Raw genomic sequence first — 16,793 nt, 5'->3', positions numbered from 1 at the left:
AGCACGGGATAAAAACAACTGCATACATATATGAAATAATCGTGCCAACTTTTCAAATGCAGTCATGACGGGGTTTTTCATCTTTTCGGTCAAAATATAAACTGGTCATATTGCGAGAAATATTCTTTTTGCAATGGTAATATTCTCAATATGATAATCTCACGCCTCACGCCTCACGCCTCACGCCTCACGCCTCACGCCTCACGCCTCACGCCCCACACTGAAGCTGTGAACTCATCCAGAGAATTAAGCACGCATCCATATTTTCCTTGATCTGAAGCTATGCTTTTACCTAAGGTGAGCGTATATAATCGAAATATGTCAAAAACTCCGAGTCGGGTACACCTACGTTGGCCAAGGTTAATAGGGTGACCAGACCGTTCAGCCAATGGCTGTCAGGGTTGGGAGAGAAATGTCCCTGCCTCCCGTATTTGGAAAGGTGTTTTATGTTTGAACTACAGGATGCGTTTGCGCGCAAGTTCCAGTATCTGCGGCTGTCGGTGACCGACGTCTGCAACTTCAAGTGCAATTACTGTCTGCCGGACGGCTATCGCCCCGATGGTCGCAAGACATTCCTCACTCTGGATGAAATCCGCCGTCTGACCCGGGCCTTTGCCGCCATGGGCACCAGCAAGGTGCGCATTACCGGCGGAGAGCCCTCGCTGCGCAAGGATTTTACCGACATCATCGAAACCGTGGCGGCCACGCCCGGCATTCAAAAGGTGGCCATGACCACCAATGGCTATCGCATGGCCAAGCACGCCGCTGACTGGCGTCGTGCCGGCCTGACCGCCATCAACGTCAGCGTCGACAGCCTGGATCCGAGGATGTTTCATCAAATCACCGGCCAGAATCGCTTTCATGAAGTGATGGCAGGCATCGATGCCGCCTTTGACGCCGGCTTCGAGCAAATCAAGGTCAATGCGGTGCTGATGCGCGGTCTTAACGACGGTGATCTCGACCGCTTTCTGGCCTGGATCAAGCACAACCCCATTCAGCTGCGCTTTATCGAGCTGATGCAGACCGGCGAAATGGACGAGCTGTTCAACCGGCACCATGTGCGTGGTCAGCTTATCAAGCAACAGTTGCTGCTGCAGGGCTGGCAGCAGAAGTTGCGCGCCCATAACGACGGCCCGGCCGAGGTATTCTGGCATCCGGATTATATGGGTGAAATCGGCCTGATCATGCCCTATGCCAAGGACTTCTGTGCCAGTTGCAACCGACTGCGGGTGTCGTCGCTGGGCAAACTGCACCTGTGCCTGTTTGGTGACTATGGTGTGGACTTGCGCGATCTGCTGGCCGAGGATAATCAGCATGCCGCCCTGCAGCGGCGACTGCGCGATGCCCTGGCCGATAAAAAAGCCACCCACTTCCTGCACGAAGGTCATACCGGCATGACGCCCAACCTTGCCTCCATCGGCGGCTAAACCAGAACAGGGCCCCAAAAAAAGGGTCCCTGCCGGTTTGGTTTTTGAGAGGGCGTTCGTTGAGCCAATGTATCCCTGTGCGAAAATATTGTTATCTACACGCTTTGCATCAACATCCCGAGAGGATTCTATGAGCCATGCCAATACTGCCTTTGTGCCGCTGAACATAGCGGTACTGACTGTTTCCGATACCCGTAACGAAGACACCGACAGCTCGGGCCGTTATCTGGTCGAGGCGCTGACCGGAGCCGGCCACCGGCTGGCAGAAAAAGTCATCCTCAAGGACGATAAATACGATATTCGCGCCCTGGTTGCCCGCTGGATCGCCGGCACCGAGGTGCAGGTAGTGATCATTACCGGCGGCACCGGCTTTACCGGCCGCGATACCACCCCCGAGGCGGTCATGCCACTGCTCGACACCCAGATTGACGGCTTCGGCGAGCTGTTCCGCCACATTACCTATCAGGAACTGGGTACCTCTACGGTACAGAGCCGTGCCCTCGGCGGTCTGGCCAACCGCACCGCCGTGTTCTGCCTGCCGGGCTCTACCGGTGCCTGCCGTACCGGCTGGAGCGGCATTCTGGCCGAGCAGCTCGATGCCAGCCACAAGCCTTGCAACTTCGTTCAGCATCTGGTGAGCGCATGAGCGAGCTGACCCACATCAATGCCTCGGGCGAGGCCAACATGGTCGATGTCAGCGACAAGGCGGTGACGGTACGCGAAGCCCGGGCCGAAGCCTGGGTGCTGATGGCCGACGAGACCCTGCAACTGATCCTGAGTGGCCGGCACCACAAAGGGGATGTGTTCGCCACCGCCCGCATCGCCGGCATCATGGCCGCCAAGAAAACCGCCGATCTGATCCCGCTGTGCCATCCGCTGGCGCTGTCCAAGGTGGAAGTGCAACTGACCGCCGACGCCGAACGGGGCGGGGTGCAGATCAGCAGTTACTGCAAATTATCCGGCCAGACCGGGGTGGAAATGGAAGCGCTCACCGCCGCCTCGGTGGCGGCGCTGACCATCTATGATATGTGCAAGGCGGTGCAGAAAGACATGCGCATCGAAGGCGTTCGCCTGCTGGAAAAACGCGGCGGCAAATCGGGGGATTTCACGGCATGACCATCAAGGTGGTATTTTTCGCTCAGGTACGCGAACTGGTCGGGCAGGATGAACTGAACCTGACGGAGGACTACGCCAACGTGGAGTCGCTGCGCCAGGCATTGGTGACCCGGGGCGACAAGTGGGCGCTGGCGCTGGCCAACGACAAGTTGCTGGCGGCGGTCAATCACACCATAGTGCCGCTCGACACCCCGGTGAAGTCGGGGGATGAAGTGGCCTTCTTCCCACCGGTTACCGGAGGTTGAGATGATTCGGGTACAAACTGCCGACTTCAGTCTGGGCGACGAATACGCCGCGCTCAGCCAGTCGCACCAGACCGGTGCCGTGGTCACCTTTATCGGCAAGGTGCGGGAAATGAACCAGGGCGCGGCGGTCAGCGGCATGACCCTGGAACACTATCCGGGTATGACCGAGCACGCGCTGCAACAGATAGTGGATCAGGCCCACACCCGCTGGCCGTTGCTGGAATGCCGGGTGATCCACAGAGTCGGGCCGCTGGCGCTGGGCGATCAAATCGTGTTTGTCGGGGTGGCCAGCCAGCACAGAGAGGCGGCATTCGAGGCCTGTCATTTCATCATGGACTACCTCAAGACCCGGGCGCCGTTCTGGAAGAAAGAACAAACCGACGATGGCGAACGCTGGGTAGAGGCGAAAGACAGCGACACCCAGGCGGCGGAAAAATGGCACGAGTGATCTCCGTCTCTTTCTCCTCTTGGTATCAAACGGACTCCGGTATTACTGATGCATCGCTCATGGCAGCTTGAGGTTCAGGGTCGTCGGCTGGCGGTAATGGAGTGGGGCGACCCGCAAGGGGTGCCGGTGGTGGCGCTGCACGGCTGGCTCGACAATGCCGCCGGCTTTACCCTGCTGGCTCGATATTTACCACAGATACGGCTGATTGCCCTCGATCTGGCCGGACACGGCCTGTCGGATCACCGCGCCGCCGGCCAGCCCTATTACATCTGGGACAACGTGGCCGATGTGCTGGCCCTGGTCGACGAACTGAAATTGAAACGGGTGGCGCTGCTGGGACATTCGATGGGGGCAAGCATTGCGACGCTGCTGGCGGGCAGCTTTCCCGAGCGGGTCAGCCGCTTGTTTCTGCTCGATGGCTTGGCCCCGCGCCATTACCGTGCTGACAGTCTGCCCGAGCAAATGGCGGCAGCCCTGCGAAAAGGCAACCGCATACGCCGCCGGGGTTGGCGCCCTTATGAACAATTTGAACAGGCGGTACAGGCCCGCATGGGCGGCCGCTACCCGGTCAGCCGCGAGGCTGCCATCTGGCTGCTGGAGCGGAGCCTGGAGCAAAGACCCGATGGCTGGTGCTGGCGCCACGATATTGCCCTGTCACAGCCTTCGGTCGTGCGTTTGTGCGAGCAGCAAATCGCCGCCTTTCTCACGCGTCTGACCATGCCGGTGCTGCTGATGATGGCGGAGCGGGGCGACGAGCTGGACGGCGTTGAGCCATTGACTGAACTCGTACGGGATCTTGAGCTGAAAGTACTCGACGGCGGCCACCATATGCATCTGGAAGCAAAAGCGGCGGCACAGATTGCCGATTGGATCGGTGAGCGACTGACCTAAAGCAGCGAGTTAGCGGCATCGCCCCGAGCCCCGCTCCTAAGCAGAGCTGCATCACAGGTGTGGTTCTGCCGACATTCCCGCCCCCTCTCTTGTCATTCCCGCGCACCTTCGCTTGTCATCGGCGAAGGCGGGAATCCAGAGCCGGTAACGCAGAACGGTCAGACTGCGAGTCGGCTGCAAAACACTGGCCCCCGCCTTCGCGAGGGTGACGATAAAGGCAAACCAGCCCCAGCATCCACATCAGTTACGCGGCATTACCTAGACGATAAACTCCAGGGCAATGCCATCTCTCTCTACCCGTACCACCTTCATCATGAGGGGGGGCAGGGTCTGATCCCAGTCCGGGTCCAGGACTTTAGCTTCAAACAACATGCCCGGTGAAAAATCCGAAGAAGTGGCGACTTCTACCAGGACACCGCTTTCGGACATGTTTCTGATATTACCTTTGATGGGCCCAAAGTGTTCGTTACTCAGGCATATACTGCAGTTCGTTTTACGGCGCGGGTGATAGCGGCGGTCTTCCATTGCCTGTTCCCCCAATGTCTGTGTTTAATGCGGTTCCATCGGCATGAAAAGAGCCTGACGGGTCCTTCAGGTCTCAAGTATAGGCAGGTCTTGAAGCATCGAGGGCAATATCTATAAAGACACAGATATTCATGCTGTGGAACAAGGCAGTCATCATCTGTGTCTGGAGGAAGAGGCTGCCGTGTGGATCGGCGAACGGCTGGCTTAAAGCAGCGAATCCTGAGGCGGAGTGTCTTGCTGGACCAGTTCCAGTTCCAGCTGTTTCTTGCGGGCGGCGGCCAGCACCCGGCGCTTGCGATCCTGGCACAGGCGAATGACCTCGCGCTTTTGTCCCGAGCTGAACTGCAGCCAGTTGAAGCGTTCGTCCCGGCTGCGAAAGCAGCCCTTGCAGTAGCCTCTGTTATTGACCTGACAGACGCCGATACAGGGGCTGGGTACCTCGAAAAACTCCAGTTGCTCCATTTGTTTCCTCCCAATGCTCCCTAAATGGAGCATATTTCACCGCCTTCGGCAAGCGGCCCGCTGTTTAGAGAGGCAACAGAGTTGCCTCTTCCCGTTAACTCGAATGCCAAGAAGAGGAAACAGGGATTGCCTCAGCCGACCGTCAAATGCCAGGGATGGCATTTGTTGAGCGATACAGGGATGTACTCGCAGCGTGTCGGAGGGGGCAACCCTGTTGCCTCTTTCCGCCGCTAGCCTACAGCCAGTCCCTCATTCGGTACCAGGCCATGGCCAGCACCAGTGCCGGGGTGCGTAATAAGCGGCCACCGGGAAAGTCGTGATGCGGGATCTTGCCGAACAGATCGAAGCGCTCGGCCGAGCCTGCGATAGCATCGGCCATCAGGTTGCCGGCCATGCCGGTGAGGGCGATGCCGTGGCCGGAAAAACCCTGGGCAAAATAGACGTTGCCGTTCAGGCGGCCGAAGTGCGGTGCCCGGTTCATGGTGATGCCCACATAGCCGCCCCAGGTGTATTGCTGTTTCACGTCCTTGAGCTGGGGGAACACCCGGCGCAGTCGCTGGCCCATGGCGCCGGCCAGATTGAGCGGATCCAGCCGGGAGTAACTGACCCGGCCGCCGAACAGCAGCCGGGTGTCGGCACTCAGGCGAAAGTAGTCGAGTACGAAGTTGATGTCCGCCACCGCCATGTTGTTTTTGATAAGCGCTTTAGCTCGCTCGGCACCGAATGGTTCGGTGGCGGTGATATAGGTACCCACCGGCATGATCTTGCGCTCTATGTCCGGGGCTATGCCTTCCAGATAGGCGTTGCCGCACAGCAACAGATGCCGACAGCGCACCCGGCCCCGGGCCGTGTGGGCCACGGGCGTGGCGCCTTGTTCGATGCGGGTGACGGCCGTCTGCTCATAAAACTGCGCGCCGGCCTTCTGGGCCGCCTGCACCAGCCCCAGGGTGTAGTTGAGCGGATGCACATGGCCGCTGTCGGGATCATAGAGACCGCCGAGATAAGACTCGGTGGCCAGCTCTGCCTGTACCTGCTCCTTGCTCCACAGTTGCAGGCTGTCGTAGCCGAAGTGACGACGCAGATCATCGGCCCAGCCTTCCAGCTCGGTCAGGTGGCGGGGTTTGACCGCCGCATGCAGGTGGCCGTCGGCCAGATCGCAGTCGATGGCATGGGTCTTGATGCGCTGGCGCATCTGGGTCATGGCTTCCAGCGAGATGTCCCACAGCGCCCGGCTGGCGTCCTGGCCGACCATGCTGGTGAGTCTGGACTGATCGCAGGCGTAGCCGAAAATCATCTGGCCACCGCTGCGCCCGGAGGCGCCCCAACCGACCCGATGGGCTTCCAGCACCGCCACCTTGTAGCCCTTTTCCGCCAGCGATAGCGCGGCCGAGGCGCCGGTGATGCCGGCACCGACGATACACACGTCCACATCCAGGTCTTGCTCCAGGGTCGGGTAGCTCAGGGGCAGGTTGAGGGAGGCGGCATAGTAGGAATCGGCGTGCGGCTGCATAAGGGCTCCGTTAGTTGGCTTAAACCAGGTGTTGGTACCACTGGTATTCCAGCGGGGTCACGTGCTGGTCGAATTCGGCCAGCTCGAAGCGCTTGTTGATAAGGTAGGCGCGGTGAAACTCCTTGCCCAGATACTGGGACAGCCGGTGCGACTGGGCGAAGCGGTCCAGCGCATCCTGCCAGCGATAGGGCAACAGCGGCAAGTCCAGCTTGTTGGCATCGCCCTGAATGGGGGCCGGGGCCTGCAGCTGCTCGCTGATGCCGTGATCCACCGCCGCCAGAATGGCCGCCACCACCAGATAGGGGTTGGCATCGGCCCCGGCCACCCGGTGCTCCAGCCGGGTATTGGCCTTGTCGCCGGACGGCACACGCAGCGCCACGGTGCGGTTGTCGAAGCCCCAGCTGGCGTGCAGCGGCACAAACATGTGTGGTTGCAGCCGACGGTAGGAGTTGGCGTTGGGGGCAAACAGCGCCATGCATTCGGGCAGCATGCTGCAGTTGCCGGCAATGGCCTGGCGCAACAGCTCGTGATCCTCGGCGAACACGTTATTGCCCGCTTCGTCGAGCAGGCTGACGTGAATGTGCATGCCGGAGCCGGCCTGGCCATTATAGGGTTTGGCCATGAAGGTGGCGTACATGCCTTCCTTGTTGGCCACCGCCTTGATGGCGCGCTTGAGCAGCACCGCCTGATCGCAGGCGTCCACCGCGTTGTGCTGGTGGGTCAGGTTTATTTCGAACTGGCCCGGGGCATATTCGGCCACGGCGTTGTCGGCAGGAATCTGCTGCAGCTTGCACACTTCCGACACCCGCACCAGAAAGTCTTCCCAACTGTCGAGATCGTCGAGCGAATAGACCTGGGTGTCGTGCATGCGTTCATCGGTGCCCGGCAGAATCGGCGGCTGGGGCAGGCCATCGGCCCCTTCTTTCTGATCCACCAGATAGAACTCCAGCTCCACCGCCACACAGGGGCGCAGGCCCTTGTCCAGCAGCCGTTGTATCACCTTCTGCAAGACATGGCGCGGATCGGCGAAAAAGGGGCTGCCGTCCGTCTCTTCCATGGTCATCAGGATCTGGCCGGACGGGGTCTTGTGCCAGGGTACCGGCACCAGGGTATGGGGCAGCAGCCGGCACAGGCGATCGCTGTCTCCCTGGGCCAGCCCCAGGCCGGTTTCTTCTACCGTCTGGCCGGTGATGTCGAGCGCAAACACAGACGCGGGCAGGCAGATGCCATCGCGCAGGGCTGTTTCCATGGCGCTGCTTTGAATGCGCTTGCCTCTGAGTACCCCGTTGAGATCGCACAGCATCAGATCGATGGACTGATAATCGGCCCAGGGGCTGTCGGGCGCCGAGTGATGGTGTTTGCGAGGGTCCTTGATCATGTCGTCATCCTTAACGTGCGCTTGCCATCTGGTCAGTTAATCATGCAAGCAGGTGTTTAATATATGGGTATTTTGGTGAATCTTGATTTCGGTCCCGTTCCGGCTCATTGTGATAATGAATCATTTGTCTGGTAATAATTTCTATGTATAGCATGAACTTAGCCAAAGATAGTCTATGCTTTCCCTTATTTCCCACACCACGGGTATGAATAATGAGTGTTCAAGATCCTGAAAAGCGCGACATGGAATGGTTACGGCTGTGGATGCAGCAGCACGCCATTACCGAGGTGGAGTGCCTGTTGCCGGACTTTACCGGCAACGCCCGGGGCAAGATATTGCCCGCCAGCAAATTCCTCAAGGAAGGGGGCATGCGGCTGCCGGAGAATATCTTTCTGCAGACCGTCAATGGCGACTGGCCGGACGATGACAATATCGACTGGACCGAACGCGACATGGAACTGCACGCCGACATCAATACCCCCCGGCTGGTGCCCTGGGCCAGCGAGCCGACGGCCCAGGTGATTCACGATTGCTTCGACGCCGACGGCAATCCGGTCGACATGGCGCCGCGTAGCGTGTTGCGCCGGGTGCTCAACCTCTATGAGGCCCAGGGCTGGCGCCCGGTGGTGGCGCCGGAGCTGGAGTTCTTTCTGGTCAAGAAAAACGAGGACTGGGACTATCCGCTGGAGCCGCCCATCGGTCGTAACGGCCGGCCCGAGACGGCCCGCCAGTCGTTCAGTATCGACGCGGTCAACGAATTCGATCCCATCTTCGAGGACATGTACGACTTCTGCGAAGCCCAGGGGCTGGAGGTAGACACCCTGATCCACGAGTCGGGCGCGGCACAGATGGAGGTCAACTTCATTCACGGCGATGCGCTGGATCTGGCGGATCAGGTGTTTCTGTTCAAGCGCACCATGCGCGAAGCGGCCATGCGCCATGACGTCTACGCCACCTTCATGGCCAAGCCGATGAAGAACGAGCCGGGCAGCGCCATGCACATCCATCAGAGCCTGATCGATGCCAATGGCAACAATCTGTTTGCCAATGCCGATGGCAGCCACAGCGAGCTGTTTCTGCACTTTATCGGCGGCATGCAGCACTACATTCCCAGCGCGGTGGCGCTGTTTGCGCCCAACGTCAACTCCTATCGCCGACTGGCGTTTGGTGACTCGGCGCCGCGCAACATGGCCTGGGGCGAAGATAACCGCACCGTGGGCCTGCGGGTGCCGCGTTCGGTGCCGGCCGACCGGCGGATTGAAAACCGCTTTGCCGGGGCCGATGCCAACCCCTATCTGGCGCTGGCCGCCAGCCTGGCCTGTGGTTACCTGGGCATGATGAACAAGATAGCACCCACAGAGCAGATACAGGGCAGCGCCTATAACATGCCCTTCGGCGTGGCCCGCAGCCTGGAAGAAGCGCTGCTGGAACTGGAGCAATGCGATGAATTGTGCCAGTTGCTGGGCCCCCGCTTCGTCAACGCCTTTATTTCGGTCAAACGCAAGGAATACGAGGCCTTCTTCACCGTGATCAGCGCCTGGGAACGGGAGTTTCTGCTACTGAACGTGTGACAGACACCGGCGTGAAACCGTCGGCAACCAGCCGGGCAGGCCGAAGCCGTCCCTGAAACTGGCCGTAGGGTCGAATTTATTCGACCGATAAATCTCAATGGAATGGGTATAACGCACAGGGAGTCAAGCATGGCAAAGCTACCGAAGAGTCCGTTGCAACAACTGGATGCGGCCCATCATCTGCATCCCTTTACCGACAGTCAGGCGCTGCATCACAAAGGCGCCCGGGTAATTGAGCGGGGCGAGGGCGTGTATCTGTGGGATGCCGACGGTAACCGTATTCTCGACGCCATGGCCGGACTCTGGTGCGTCAACCTGGGCTATGGCCGGGAAGAGCTGGTGCAGGCCGCCGAGCAGCAGCTGCGCCGGCTGCCCTATTACAATCTGTTCTTTCAGACCACCCACCCCAGGGCCACCGAGCTGGCGGCCAGCCTCGCCACCCTGCTGCCTGGCGACATGGAGCACCTGTTTTTTACCGGCTCCGGCTCCGAGTGCAACGATACCGTGGTGCGTATGGTGCGCCATTACTGGGCCGAGCAGGGCCAGCCCGAGCGCAACACCATCATCAGCCGCCACAACGCCTATCACGGCTCCACCCTGGCCGGCGCCTCGCTCGGCGGCATGAAGCCCATGCATGCCCAAGGCGGCTTGCCGCTGCCCGGCATAGTGCATATCGACCAGCCTTATTATTTCGGCGAAGGCGGGGGCCAGAGCCCGCACCAGTTTGGTCTGCAGCGGGCCCGTCAGCTCGAGCAGAAAATTCTGGAGTCGGGGCCGGACAAGGTGGCGGCCTTTATCGGCGAGCCCATTCAGGGTGCCGGTGGTGTCATTATTCCGCCCGACTCTTACTGGCCGGAAATTCAACGCATCTGCCGGCAGTATGACATTTTGCTGGTGATGGACGAGGTGATCTGCGGCTTTGGCCGCACCGGTCACTGGTTTGCCAGCGAATATTACGGCCTGCAGCCGGATCTGCTGTGCATGGCCAAGGGCATCACCTCCGGCTATATCCCGCTGGGGGCGGTAGCGGTCGGGGCGCGGGTGGCCCAGGGGCTGATAAGCGGCGGCGAGTTCTTTCACGGCTTCACCTATTCCGGCCACCCGGTGGCCTGTGCGGTGGCGCTGGCCAACATCGCGGTGATGCAAAAGGAGCGGCTGGTGGAGCGGGTGCACGACGACATAGGCCCCTATCTGCAGCAGGAGTGGGCCAGCCTCGGCAGTCACCCCCTGGTGGGGGAAACCCGGGGTCTGGGGCTGCTGGCGGCGCTGGAGCTGGTGGCCGATAAAAGCGACAACCGGCGCTTTGACGAGGATGTCGGGGCCGGAGTCATCTGCCGCGAACACTGTTTCGAGCTGGGCCTGGTAATGCGGGCAGTGGGCGACACCATGATTATTTCGCCGCCGCTGGTGATCGGCAGGCTCGAAGTCGACGAGTTGATAACCAAGGCGCGTCAGGCGCTGGATCTGACTTACCAAACACTGATGAAATGACAAGGATGGAGAGACGCAGCTGGTCCGCAGCGCTGGCATCCGAAGGAGAAGACATCATGGAGCTTGCCGAACGACTGAAATGGCTGCGGGGCCGTCATGGCCTGACCCAGCGTGAGCTGGCCCGTCGGGCCGGGGTGAACAACAGCCTGATCTCGCAAATCGAGCAGGCGGCGGTCAACCCTTCGGTGGCCACGCTCAAGCGCATACTGGACGGCTTTCCCATCACTATGGGCGCCTTTTTCAGCCTGGAACAGGAACCGGTTCGACAGTGCTTTTTTCGCCAGCAAGACCTGTTGCCCATGCAGAGCGGTGAGGTGCAGATGTGGCTGCTGGGCCCGCTGCACCGGGGCCACAAACTGGCGCTGCAACGGGAGCGGTATCCGCCGGGGGCCGACACCGGTCCCGAAATGCTGAGTAACGAGGCGGAGGAAGCCGGTCTGGTTCTGAGTGGCGAAATCGAGGTCACGGTGGGGGAGCAGTGCTGCGTGTTGCAGGCCGGCGATGGCTATTATTTCGATACCCGCCAGCCCCATCGATTTCGCAATATCGGCAAGGTACCGTGCGAGCTTGTCTCGGCGGCGACCCCACCTACTTTCTAGCGGTATCGGTACCGTCCTGTAGCTTGCAAATAATTGAATGTGAAAACGCAAACGCGCAAGATGAAGGTAACCAACGATTTATTGACGCCGTCTCGCCGCCTGGCGCCGGGATGGCATCATCGACAACATTGAGTACAGAGGTGGATATGGATATCGGGGTACTACGGGAAATCAAGAATAACGAATATCGGGTCGGCATGACCCCCGGCGGGGTCAAGGAGCTGGTGCGAGATGGCCATAGCGTGCTGGTGCAGTGTGGGGCCGGCAGCGCCATCGGCCTGTGCGATGAAGATTATGCCGCCGCCGGCGCCGAGCTGGTGTCGGAGGCGAGCGAGGTGTTTGCGCGGGCGGAGATGGTGGTCAAGGTCAAGGAGCCTCAGCCTGAGGAATACCAACAGCTGAGACCCGGCCAGTTGCTGTTTACCTACCTGCATCTGGCGCCGGATCTGGCTCAGACACAGGGGTTGCTGAAGTCCGGTTGTACCGCCATCGCCTACGAGACCGTCACCGATGCCCGGGGCGGCCTGCCCTTGCTGGCGCCGATGAGTGAGGTGGCCGGCCGCATGGCGATACAGGCCGGTGCCCACTGTCTGGAAAAAGCCCAGGGCGGACGAGGCGTGCTGCTGGGTGGCGTGCCGGGCGTGGCCCCGGGCCGGGTACTGGTACTGGGCGGCGGTGTGGTGGGCATCAACGCCGCCCGCATGGCGCTCGGGCTGGGCGCCGATGTAACCATACTCGACAAGTCACTGGCGCGCTTGAAAGAGCTGGACGGCCTTTACGGCCCCGGGCTGAAAACCCTGTATTCCACCGCCGATAACATCGAGTTTGAATTGTCTCGCAGCGATCTGGTGATCGGCGCCGTGCTGATCCCGGGGGCGGCGGCGCCACGGTTGGTAACCCGCGACATGCTCAAGCTGTTGCCTCAGGGCGCCGTGCTGGTGGATGTGGCCATCGATCAGGGCGGCTGTTTCGAAACCAGCCGTGCCACCACCCATCAGCAGCCGACCTTCGAGGTAGATGGCATCGTCCATTATTGTGTGGCCAACATGCCGGGCGCGGTAGCGCGTACCTCGACTTTTGCCCTGACCAATGCCACCTTGCCCTTTATTCAGGCGCTGGCCAACCAAGGCTGGCGGCAGGCGCTGCAGCAGGACGAGCATCTGGCTCGTGGCCTCAACGTGCACCAGAATCAGGTGGTCTGCCAGGCGGTGGCCGAGGCTCATGGCCTGAGTCATACCCCGCTTGATCAGGTGTTGACCACGAACTGAGCAGGCGGCCTGCCCACGTAAGGATAGTTGACGATGGCGCTGAGTAGAGAGCAGGAAGCGCGCGCCCGGGCGCGATTTACCGATGATATGGACGAGGTCGGCGATGCCGAGCTGCATCAGGCGGCCCGTGAGGGCGAACGCAAGCTGGACCGGCTCGCCGACACGCCGCCGGCCGCGCTGCTTGACTGGTGGCAAGAGCTGAAACTGATGGTGAGTCTGCTCAACGACTACCGCAAGGGTGACTACCGGGCCGTGCCCTGGAAGGTGATGGCCGCCTTGACCGGGGCCGTCATCTATTTTGTATCACCGCTGGATGTGGTGCCGGACTTTCTGCCGCTGGCCGGTTATCTGGATGATGCGCTGGTGATCAAGCTGGCACTGGATCTGGCTCGCGCCGATCTGGCCCGATACGCTGCTTGGAAAGCGCAACAGCCTGGTGAATGAACTGAACACCGAATTTCTGTCTGGCCACGCCACCTTGATTCGGCTGGGTCTGGCCTTGTTGCTGGGCACCCTTATCGGCATTCAGCGCGGCTGGCAAAGCCGGGACAGTCAGACCGGGCAACGGGTGGCGGGCATACGCACCCACGCGCTGGTCGGTCTGTTTGGCGGCCTGGTGGCCTTGCTCGGCAGCCACGTCGGTCAGTGGTTGATTGGCGTCGGCCTGCTGGGAATGATGGCATTGACGCTGGTGGCTTACCGGGCGCGCAGCCGGGATCTGGCCGACTACAGCATCACCGGCAGCATGGGGCTGGTGCTCACCTTCTGCTTCGGGGCCCTGGCGCTGCTCGATGACCCGGCCATTGCCGCTACCGCGGCGGTGATCACCGCCTTTATTCTGGACAACAAGCGCGAAATTCACGGTCTGCTGCAAAAACTGCAAGAGCATGAACTGGATGCGGGACTCAAGCTGTTGCTGATTTCGGTGGTGATGCTGCCCTTGTTGCCCAACCGGGCCATGGGGCCGGGCGGCGCCATCAACCCCTTTGAAATCTGGTGGATGGTGGTGCTGATCGCCTCCATTTCCTTTCTCGGCTACTTTGCCATCCGGCTGGGAGGCACCGAAAGGGGGATCTTCTTTACCAGCCTGTTTGCCGGCCTCACTTCCTCCACGGCGCTGACCCTGCATTATGCCCGGCTGTCGCGCACCTCGCCGGTGCTGGCGCCGCTGCTGGCCGCCGGTATTCTGCTGGCCTGCGGCACCATGTTTCCCCGTATTCTGGTGTATTGTGCGCTGATCAACCCGGCGTTGCTGGCCACGCTGTGGCTGCCGGTGCTGGTGATGACCCTGTTGCTGTATGGTCCGGCGGCGATGATCTGGTATCGGCACCGGGGCAGTAAGCTGGTGGATCAGCCCAGCCTCGACATGAATCCACTCGATCTGAAGGCGGCGTTTTTCTTCGGCGGTCTGATTCTGGTGATCATGTTGCTCGGCGAATGGTTGAAAGCGCTGCTGGGGAACGCCGGTATCCTGTTGCTGGCGCTGGTCTCTGGGGTGACCGATGTGGATGCCATTACCCTGTCGCTGAGCCGAATGTCACTCACGGGTATCGATCATGGCACCGCGGTACTCGGCATCGTGCTGGCGGCTTCGGTCAACAACCTGGTGAAAACGGCGATGGCGCTGACCCTGGGCGACCGCGCCCTGGGACGACGGGTCGCGCTGGCCATGGCAGCCTCGCTGCTGGGCGGTTTGCTGGTGGCTTGGGGAGTGAATTGAAAAGGCCCGGAAAACCGGGCCTTAGGGCTAATACCAATCCCACTAAACAAATGATCTATTTCATTTTCGTATAAAAATCGAACAAAGGGCCCGCTCCGCCGACTCGCCGTGAATACCTCCCTGTAGGCTCCACCGCGCCATCCTTGGCGCGGAGGGTCGGCGGAGCAGATCCCTTTGTCCTCCTTGATGCACCGGCGTTGCCTGTTGGCGTCGTCTACAGGCAACTCGATGCTCGAGAAGAGGCAACAGAGAACGGCTCCCACGACCGTGAAATGCCAAGGACGGCATTTCCGAGCCCCCAGGGGGCGAGCTTGCCTCGCCGTGACGAACGGTTGCAGCCTGACCGAGCATCCAGTGAATGTTCGCAGCAGGCTGCAACGGTGAGTGTCATTTACCAGTGGCGTGTCGAGGGAGACGGCTGTGTTGCCTTCGGTATCTGAGGCCTCAATATGATCAGATGCTTAATGGAATTGATATAAATTGAAAAGGCCCGGAAAACCGGGCCTTGATGCTTGCCGAAGCGAACGGCGGTTATGCCGGCAGCAGCTCTCTGTGCAGGTCGATGATCACCTGATTGGCGTTGTCTTCCTGTACCAGGAAGCACAGGTTGTGCGGGCTGGCACCATAGCAGATCATGCGAATGTTGACGTTTTCCAGCGCCTGAAACACCCGGGTGCCGGTGCCGTTGACTTCGCTCATGCGGTTGCCGATCAACGCCACCAGCGCCAGGCCCTGTTCGACCTTGAGGTGACAATGCTTGCCGAGTTCGGCCTGCACTTCCTCGGTCAGCAGCTCGGCACCGGCGTCCAGGGTCAGCGACACGCTGATCTCGGAGGTGGTGATCAGGTCGACCGAAATCTTGTGCTTGGCCAGAATGCCGAACACCTCGGCCAGAAATCCGTGCACCTGAAACATGCTTTGGTTGGTCAGGGTCAGCAACACTTGATTGCGACGCAGGGCCAGGGCGCGGAACAGCGGCTGGCTGGGGGTGCTGTTGCGAATCCAGGTGCCACCCGCTTCCGGCGCCTTGCTGGAGCCGACAAACACCGGAATCTGCTTGCGTACCGCCGGTTGCAGGGTAGCCGGGTGCAGCACCTTGGCACCGAAGGTGGCCATTTCGGAGGCTTCGCTGAAGCTGATTTCGGGAATGGCGCGGGCGTCACTCACCAGCCGCGGATCCGTGGTGTAGATACCGGGCACATCGGTCCAGATTTGCACGGCGATGGCGTCCAGCGCCTCGGCCAGCAGGGCGGCGGAAAAATCGCTGCCGCCCCGACCCAGGGTGGTGGTGCGACCGTCCTGAGCGGCGCCGATAAAGCCCTGGGTCACCACCAGCTGGTTGTCGCACAGCGGTGTGAGTTCCTTTTCCACTTCGGCACGCAGGGTGGCCAGATCCGGGGCGGCCCGGCTGAAACGATCGTCGGTACGCATCACTTTGCGTACATCAAACCATACCGCCGGAGTGCCGCGGTGGCGCAACAGCTCGACAAACAGCTTAGTAGACATCATCTCGCCCTGGGCCACGATTTCATCGTGCAGTGCCTTGGTGGGACTGATGGCGGCGCTGTCGGACAGCTCCTTGATATGAACCAGAATATCCTCGATATGCCGGGTCAGCATGTCGGGCTTGTCCAGGCTGTCGAGAATGCCTTGCTGAATATCGGTCAACTGTTGCAGCAGGGTGGCGCGAACCTCGGGCTGTTGTTCGCCCGAGGCCAGGGCCACCAGCAGGTTGGTGACGCCGGAACTGGCGCTCAGTACCGCCAGGCGGGTATCGGGGTTTTGTTCAAGAATGGCGGCGCAACGGCTCATGGCGTCGGCATCGGCGACGCTGGTTCCACCAAATTTGGCAACGGTTAACTGACTCAAGTGCAGCTCCTTGATATATGTATATGATAAGTAACGGGGAAACGGCTGCAGAGACGGGAAAGGTCACTTAGAAGCACGCCACCCACAGGTGACAACCCGAAGGATTCAGCCTTCGTAGCCGAGGATGATACGCTGCCCCGCATCATCCTCTCGGCGTTATCTCCCCTGACCGGCGATCCTGGGAGTGGGAGCTCCTCCTGCCGGCTGCCTGAATAACGCGCCTCTTCTTGCCCGATAGTCGGGCTGCCATATAAGTACTGACTCTGTCTGTCG

General features: G+C 60.5%; 17 protein-coding genes and 2 riboswitches. Of the genes, 12 read left to right on the top strand and 5 right to left on the bottom strand.

Annotated elements, in window-relative coordinates:
* Positions 1–316 precede the first annotated feature (316 nt).
* Positions 317–458, top strand: a riboswitch (molybdenum cofactor riboswitch).
* The 6 genes from moaA (at position 447) to ABD827_RS05835 (ending at position 4,127) form a co-directional block, all read left to right on the top strand.
* On the top strand, positions 447–1,427 hold the full coding sequence (gene moaA, locus ABD827_RS05860; protein WP_344963222.1) for a GTP 3',8-cyclase MoaA: 981 nt from the start codon (positions 447–449) through the stop codon (positions 1,425–1,427). (Overlaps the previous riboswitch by 12 nt.)
* Positions 1,428–1,557: 130 nt before the next feature.
* Positions 1,558–2,073: a molybdenum cofactor biosynthesis protein B gene (moaB, locus tag ABD827_RS05855; RefSeq protein WP_298721947.1), complete on the top strand. Its 516-nt coding sequence runs from the start codon at positions 1,558–1,560 to the stop codon at positions 2,071–2,073.
* Positions 2,070–2,543 carry a cyclic pyranopterin monophosphate synthase MoaC gene (gene moaC / locus ABD827_RS05850; RefSeq protein ID WP_298721950.1) on the top strand — a complete coding sequence of 158 codons (474 nt, stop codon included), beginning with the start codon at positions 2,070–2,072 and terminating at the stop codon, positions 2,541–2,543. The genes moaB and moaC overlap by 4 nt, the downstream gene beginning before the upstream one ends.
* Positions 2,540–2,788 (top strand): molybdopterin synthase sulfur carrier subunit, encoded by a 249-nt coding sequence (gene moaD, locus ABD827_RS05845; RefSeq protein ID WP_298721953.1) that lies wholly within the window; start codon positions 2,540–2,542, stop codon positions 2,786–2,788. Before moaC ends, moaD begins: the two co-directional genes overlap by 4 nt.
* Position 2,789: 1 nt before the next feature.
* Positions 2,790–3,236 (top strand): molybdopterin synthase catalytic subunit MoaE, encoded by a 447-nt coding sequence (gene moaE, locus ABD827_RS05840; RefSeq protein WP_344963219.1) that lies wholly within the window; start codon positions 2,790–2,792, stop codon positions 3,234–3,236.
* Between the two features lie 48 nt (positions 3,237–3,284).
* A complete protein-coding gene (locus ABD827_RS05835; RefSeq protein WP_344963217.1) occupies positions 3,285–4,127 on the top strand; it encodes an alpha/beta fold hydrolase in 843 nt (280 codons plus the stop codon).
* Between the two features lie 258 nt (positions 4,128–4,385).
* On the opposite strand, the gene ABD827_RS05830 is transcribed toward ABD827_RS05835, so the two are convergent.
* The 4 genes from ABD827_RS05830 to ABD827_RS05815 form a co-directional block, all read right to left on the bottom strand.
* Positions 4,386–4,652, bottom strand: coding sequence for a PilZ domain-containing protein (locus ABD827_RS05830; protein ID WP_298721964.1), 267 nt, complete (start codon positions 4,650–4,652; stop codon positions 4,386–4,388).
* A 204-nt stretch (positions 4,653–4,856) separates the two neighbouring features.
* A complete protein-coding gene (locus ABD827_RS05825; RefSeq protein ID WP_298721967.1) occupies positions 4,857–5,114 on the bottom strand; it encodes a DUF1289 domain-containing protein in 258 nt (85 codons plus the stop codon).
* 235 nt (positions 5,115–5,349) lie between these two features.
* Positions 5,350–6,624 carry an NAD(P)/FAD-dependent oxidoreductase gene (locus ABD827_RS05820; RefSeq protein WP_344963215.1) on the bottom strand — a complete coding sequence of 425 codons (1,275 nt, stop codon included), beginning with the start codon at positions 6,622–6,624 and terminating at the stop codon, positions 5,350–5,352.
* 19 nt (positions 6,625–6,643) lie between these two features.
* Complete coding sequence (locus ABD827_RS05815) at positions 6,644–8,002, bottom strand: glutamine synthetase family protein (RefSeq protein WP_344963213.1); 1,359 nt, start codon at positions 8,000–8,002, stop codon at positions 6,644–6,646.
* Between the two features lie 242 nt (positions 8,003–8,244).
* On the opposite strand from ABD827_RS05815, the gene ABD827_RS05810 reads away from it, so the two are divergent.
* From ABD827_RS05810 to ABD827_RS05785, 6 genes are all read left to right on the top strand, one after another.
* The gene (locus tag ABD827_RS05810) at positions 8,245–9,573 is read left to right on the top strand and encodes a glutamine synthetase family protein (RefSeq protein WP_344963317.1); all 1,329 of its coding nucleotides are present in this window, start codon (positions 8,245–8,247) and stop codon (positions 9,571–9,573) included.
* Positions 9,574–9,702: 129 nt separating this feature from the next.
* Positions 9,703–11,064, top strand: a complete 1,362-nt coding sequence (locus ABD827_RS05805) for an aspartate aminotransferase family protein (protein ID WP_344963211.1) — start codon at positions 9,703–9,705, stop codon at positions 11,062–11,064.
* A 5-nt stretch (positions 11,065–11,069) separates the two neighbouring features.
* The gene (locus tag ABD827_RS05800; RefSeq protein ID WP_344963209.1) at positions 11,070–11,663 is read left to right on the top strand and encodes a cupin domain-containing protein; all 594 of its coding nucleotides are present in this window, start codon (positions 11,070–11,072) and stop codon (positions 11,661–11,663) included.
* Positions 11,664–11,809: 146 nt separating this feature from the next.
* Positions 11,810–12,931: an alanine dehydrogenase gene (gene ald / locus ABD827_RS05795; RefSeq protein ID WP_344963207.1), complete on the top strand. Its 1,122-nt coding sequence runs from the start codon at positions 11,810–11,812 to the stop codon at positions 12,929–12,931.
* A gap of 33 nt (positions 12,932–12,964) precedes the next feature.
* Positions 12,965–13,375, top strand: a complete 411-nt coding sequence (locus ABD827_RS05790) for a YkvA family protein (RefSeq protein ID WP_344963205.1) — start codon at positions 12,965–12,967, stop codon at positions 13,373–13,375.
* The gene (locus ABD827_RS05785) at positions 13,368–14,651 is read left to right on the top strand and encodes an MgtC/SapB family protein (RefSeq protein ID WP_344963203.1); all 1,284 of its coding nucleotides are present in this window, start codon (positions 13,368–13,370) and stop codon (positions 14,649–14,651) included. Before ABD827_RS05790 ends, ABD827_RS05785 begins: the two co-directional genes overlap by 8 nt.
* Before the next feature lie 531 nt (positions 14,652–15,182).
* Here ABD827_RS05785 and lysC read toward each other — a convergent pair.
* Complete coding sequence (gene lysC, locus ABD827_RS05780) at positions 15,183–16,520, bottom strand: lysine-sensitive aspartokinase 3 (protein ID WP_344963201.1); 1,338 nt, start codon at positions 16,518–16,520, stop codon at positions 15,183–15,185.
* A gap of 63 nt (positions 16,521–16,583) precedes the next feature.
* Positions 16,584–16,754, bottom strand: a riboswitch (Lysine riboswitch).
* Between the last annotated feature and the right edge of the window lie 39 nt (positions 16,755–16,793).

It is taken from the genome of Oceanisphaera sediminis (genome assembly GCF_039539745.1).
GTDB lineage: Bacteria > Pseudomonadota > Gammaproteobacteria > Enterobacterales > Aeromonadaceae > Oceanimonas > Oceanimonas sediminis.
The sequence above is the reverse complement of the archived record's forward strand: the minus strand, read 5'-3'. Positions and strand labels throughout refer to the sequence as shown.

What these genes read in the sequence shown, in the direction of transcription:
- moaA (WP_344963222.1), top strand. Translation starts at nt 447, where the DNA reads ATGTTTGAACTACAGGATGCGTTTGCGCGCAAGTTCCAGTATCTGCGG.
- moaB (WP_298721947.1), top strand. Translation starts at nt 1,558, where the DNA reads ATGAGCCATGCCAATACTGCCTTTGTGCCGCTGAACATAGCGGTACTG.
- moaC (WP_298721950.1), top strand. Translation starts at nt 2,070, where the DNA reads ATGAGCGAGCTGACCCACATCAATGCCTCGGGCGAGGCCAACATGGTC.
- moaD (WP_298721953.1), top strand. Translation starts at nt 2,540, where the DNA reads ATGACCATCAAGGTGGTATTTTTCGCTCAGGTACGCGAACTGGTCGGG.
- moaE (WP_344963219.1), top strand. Translation starts at nt 2,790, where the DNA reads ATGATTCGGGTACAAACTGCCGACTTCAGTCTGGGCGACGAATACGCC.
- ABD827_RS05835 (WP_344963217.1), top strand. Translation starts at nt 3,285, where the DNA reads ATGCATCGCTCATGGCAGCTTGAGGTTCAGGGTCGTCGGCTGGCGGTA.
- ABD827_RS05830 (WP_298721964.1), bottom strand. Translation starts at nt 4,652, where the DNA reads ATGGAAGACCGCCGCTATCACCCGCGCCGTAAAACGAACTGCAGTATA.
- ABD827_RS05825 (WP_298721967.1), bottom strand. Translation starts at nt 5,114, where the DNA reads ATGGAGCAACTGGAGTTTTTCGAGGTACCCAGCCCCTGTATCGGCGTC.
- ABD827_RS05820 (WP_344963215.1), bottom strand. Translation starts at nt 6,624, where the DNA reads ATGCAGCCGCACGCCGATTCCTACTATGCCGCCTCCCTCAACCTGCCC.
- ABD827_RS05815 (WP_344963213.1), bottom strand. Translation starts at nt 8,002, where the DNA reads ATGATCAAGGACCCTCGCAAACACCATCACTCGGCGCCCGACAGCCCC.
- ABD827_RS05810 (WP_344963317.1), top strand. Translation starts at nt 8,245, where the DNA reads ATGGAATGGTTACGGCTGTGGATGCAGCAGCACGCCATTACCGAGGTG.
- ABD827_RS05805 (WP_344963211.1), top strand. Translation starts at nt 9,703, where the DNA reads ATGGCAAAGCTACCGAAGAGTCCGTTGCAACAACTGGATGCGGCCCAT.
- ABD827_RS05800 (WP_344963209.1), top strand. Translation starts at nt 11,070, where the DNA reads ATGGAGAGACGCAGCTGGTCCGCAGCGCTGGCATCCGAAGGAGAAGAC.
- ald (WP_344963207.1), top strand. Translation starts at nt 11,810, where the DNA reads ATGGATATCGGGGTACTACGGGAAATCAAGAATAACGAATATCGGGTC.
- ABD827_RS05790 (WP_344963205.1), top strand. Translation starts at nt 12,965, where the DNA reads ATGGCGCTGAGTAGAGAGCAGGAAGCGCGCGCCCGGGCGCGATTTACC.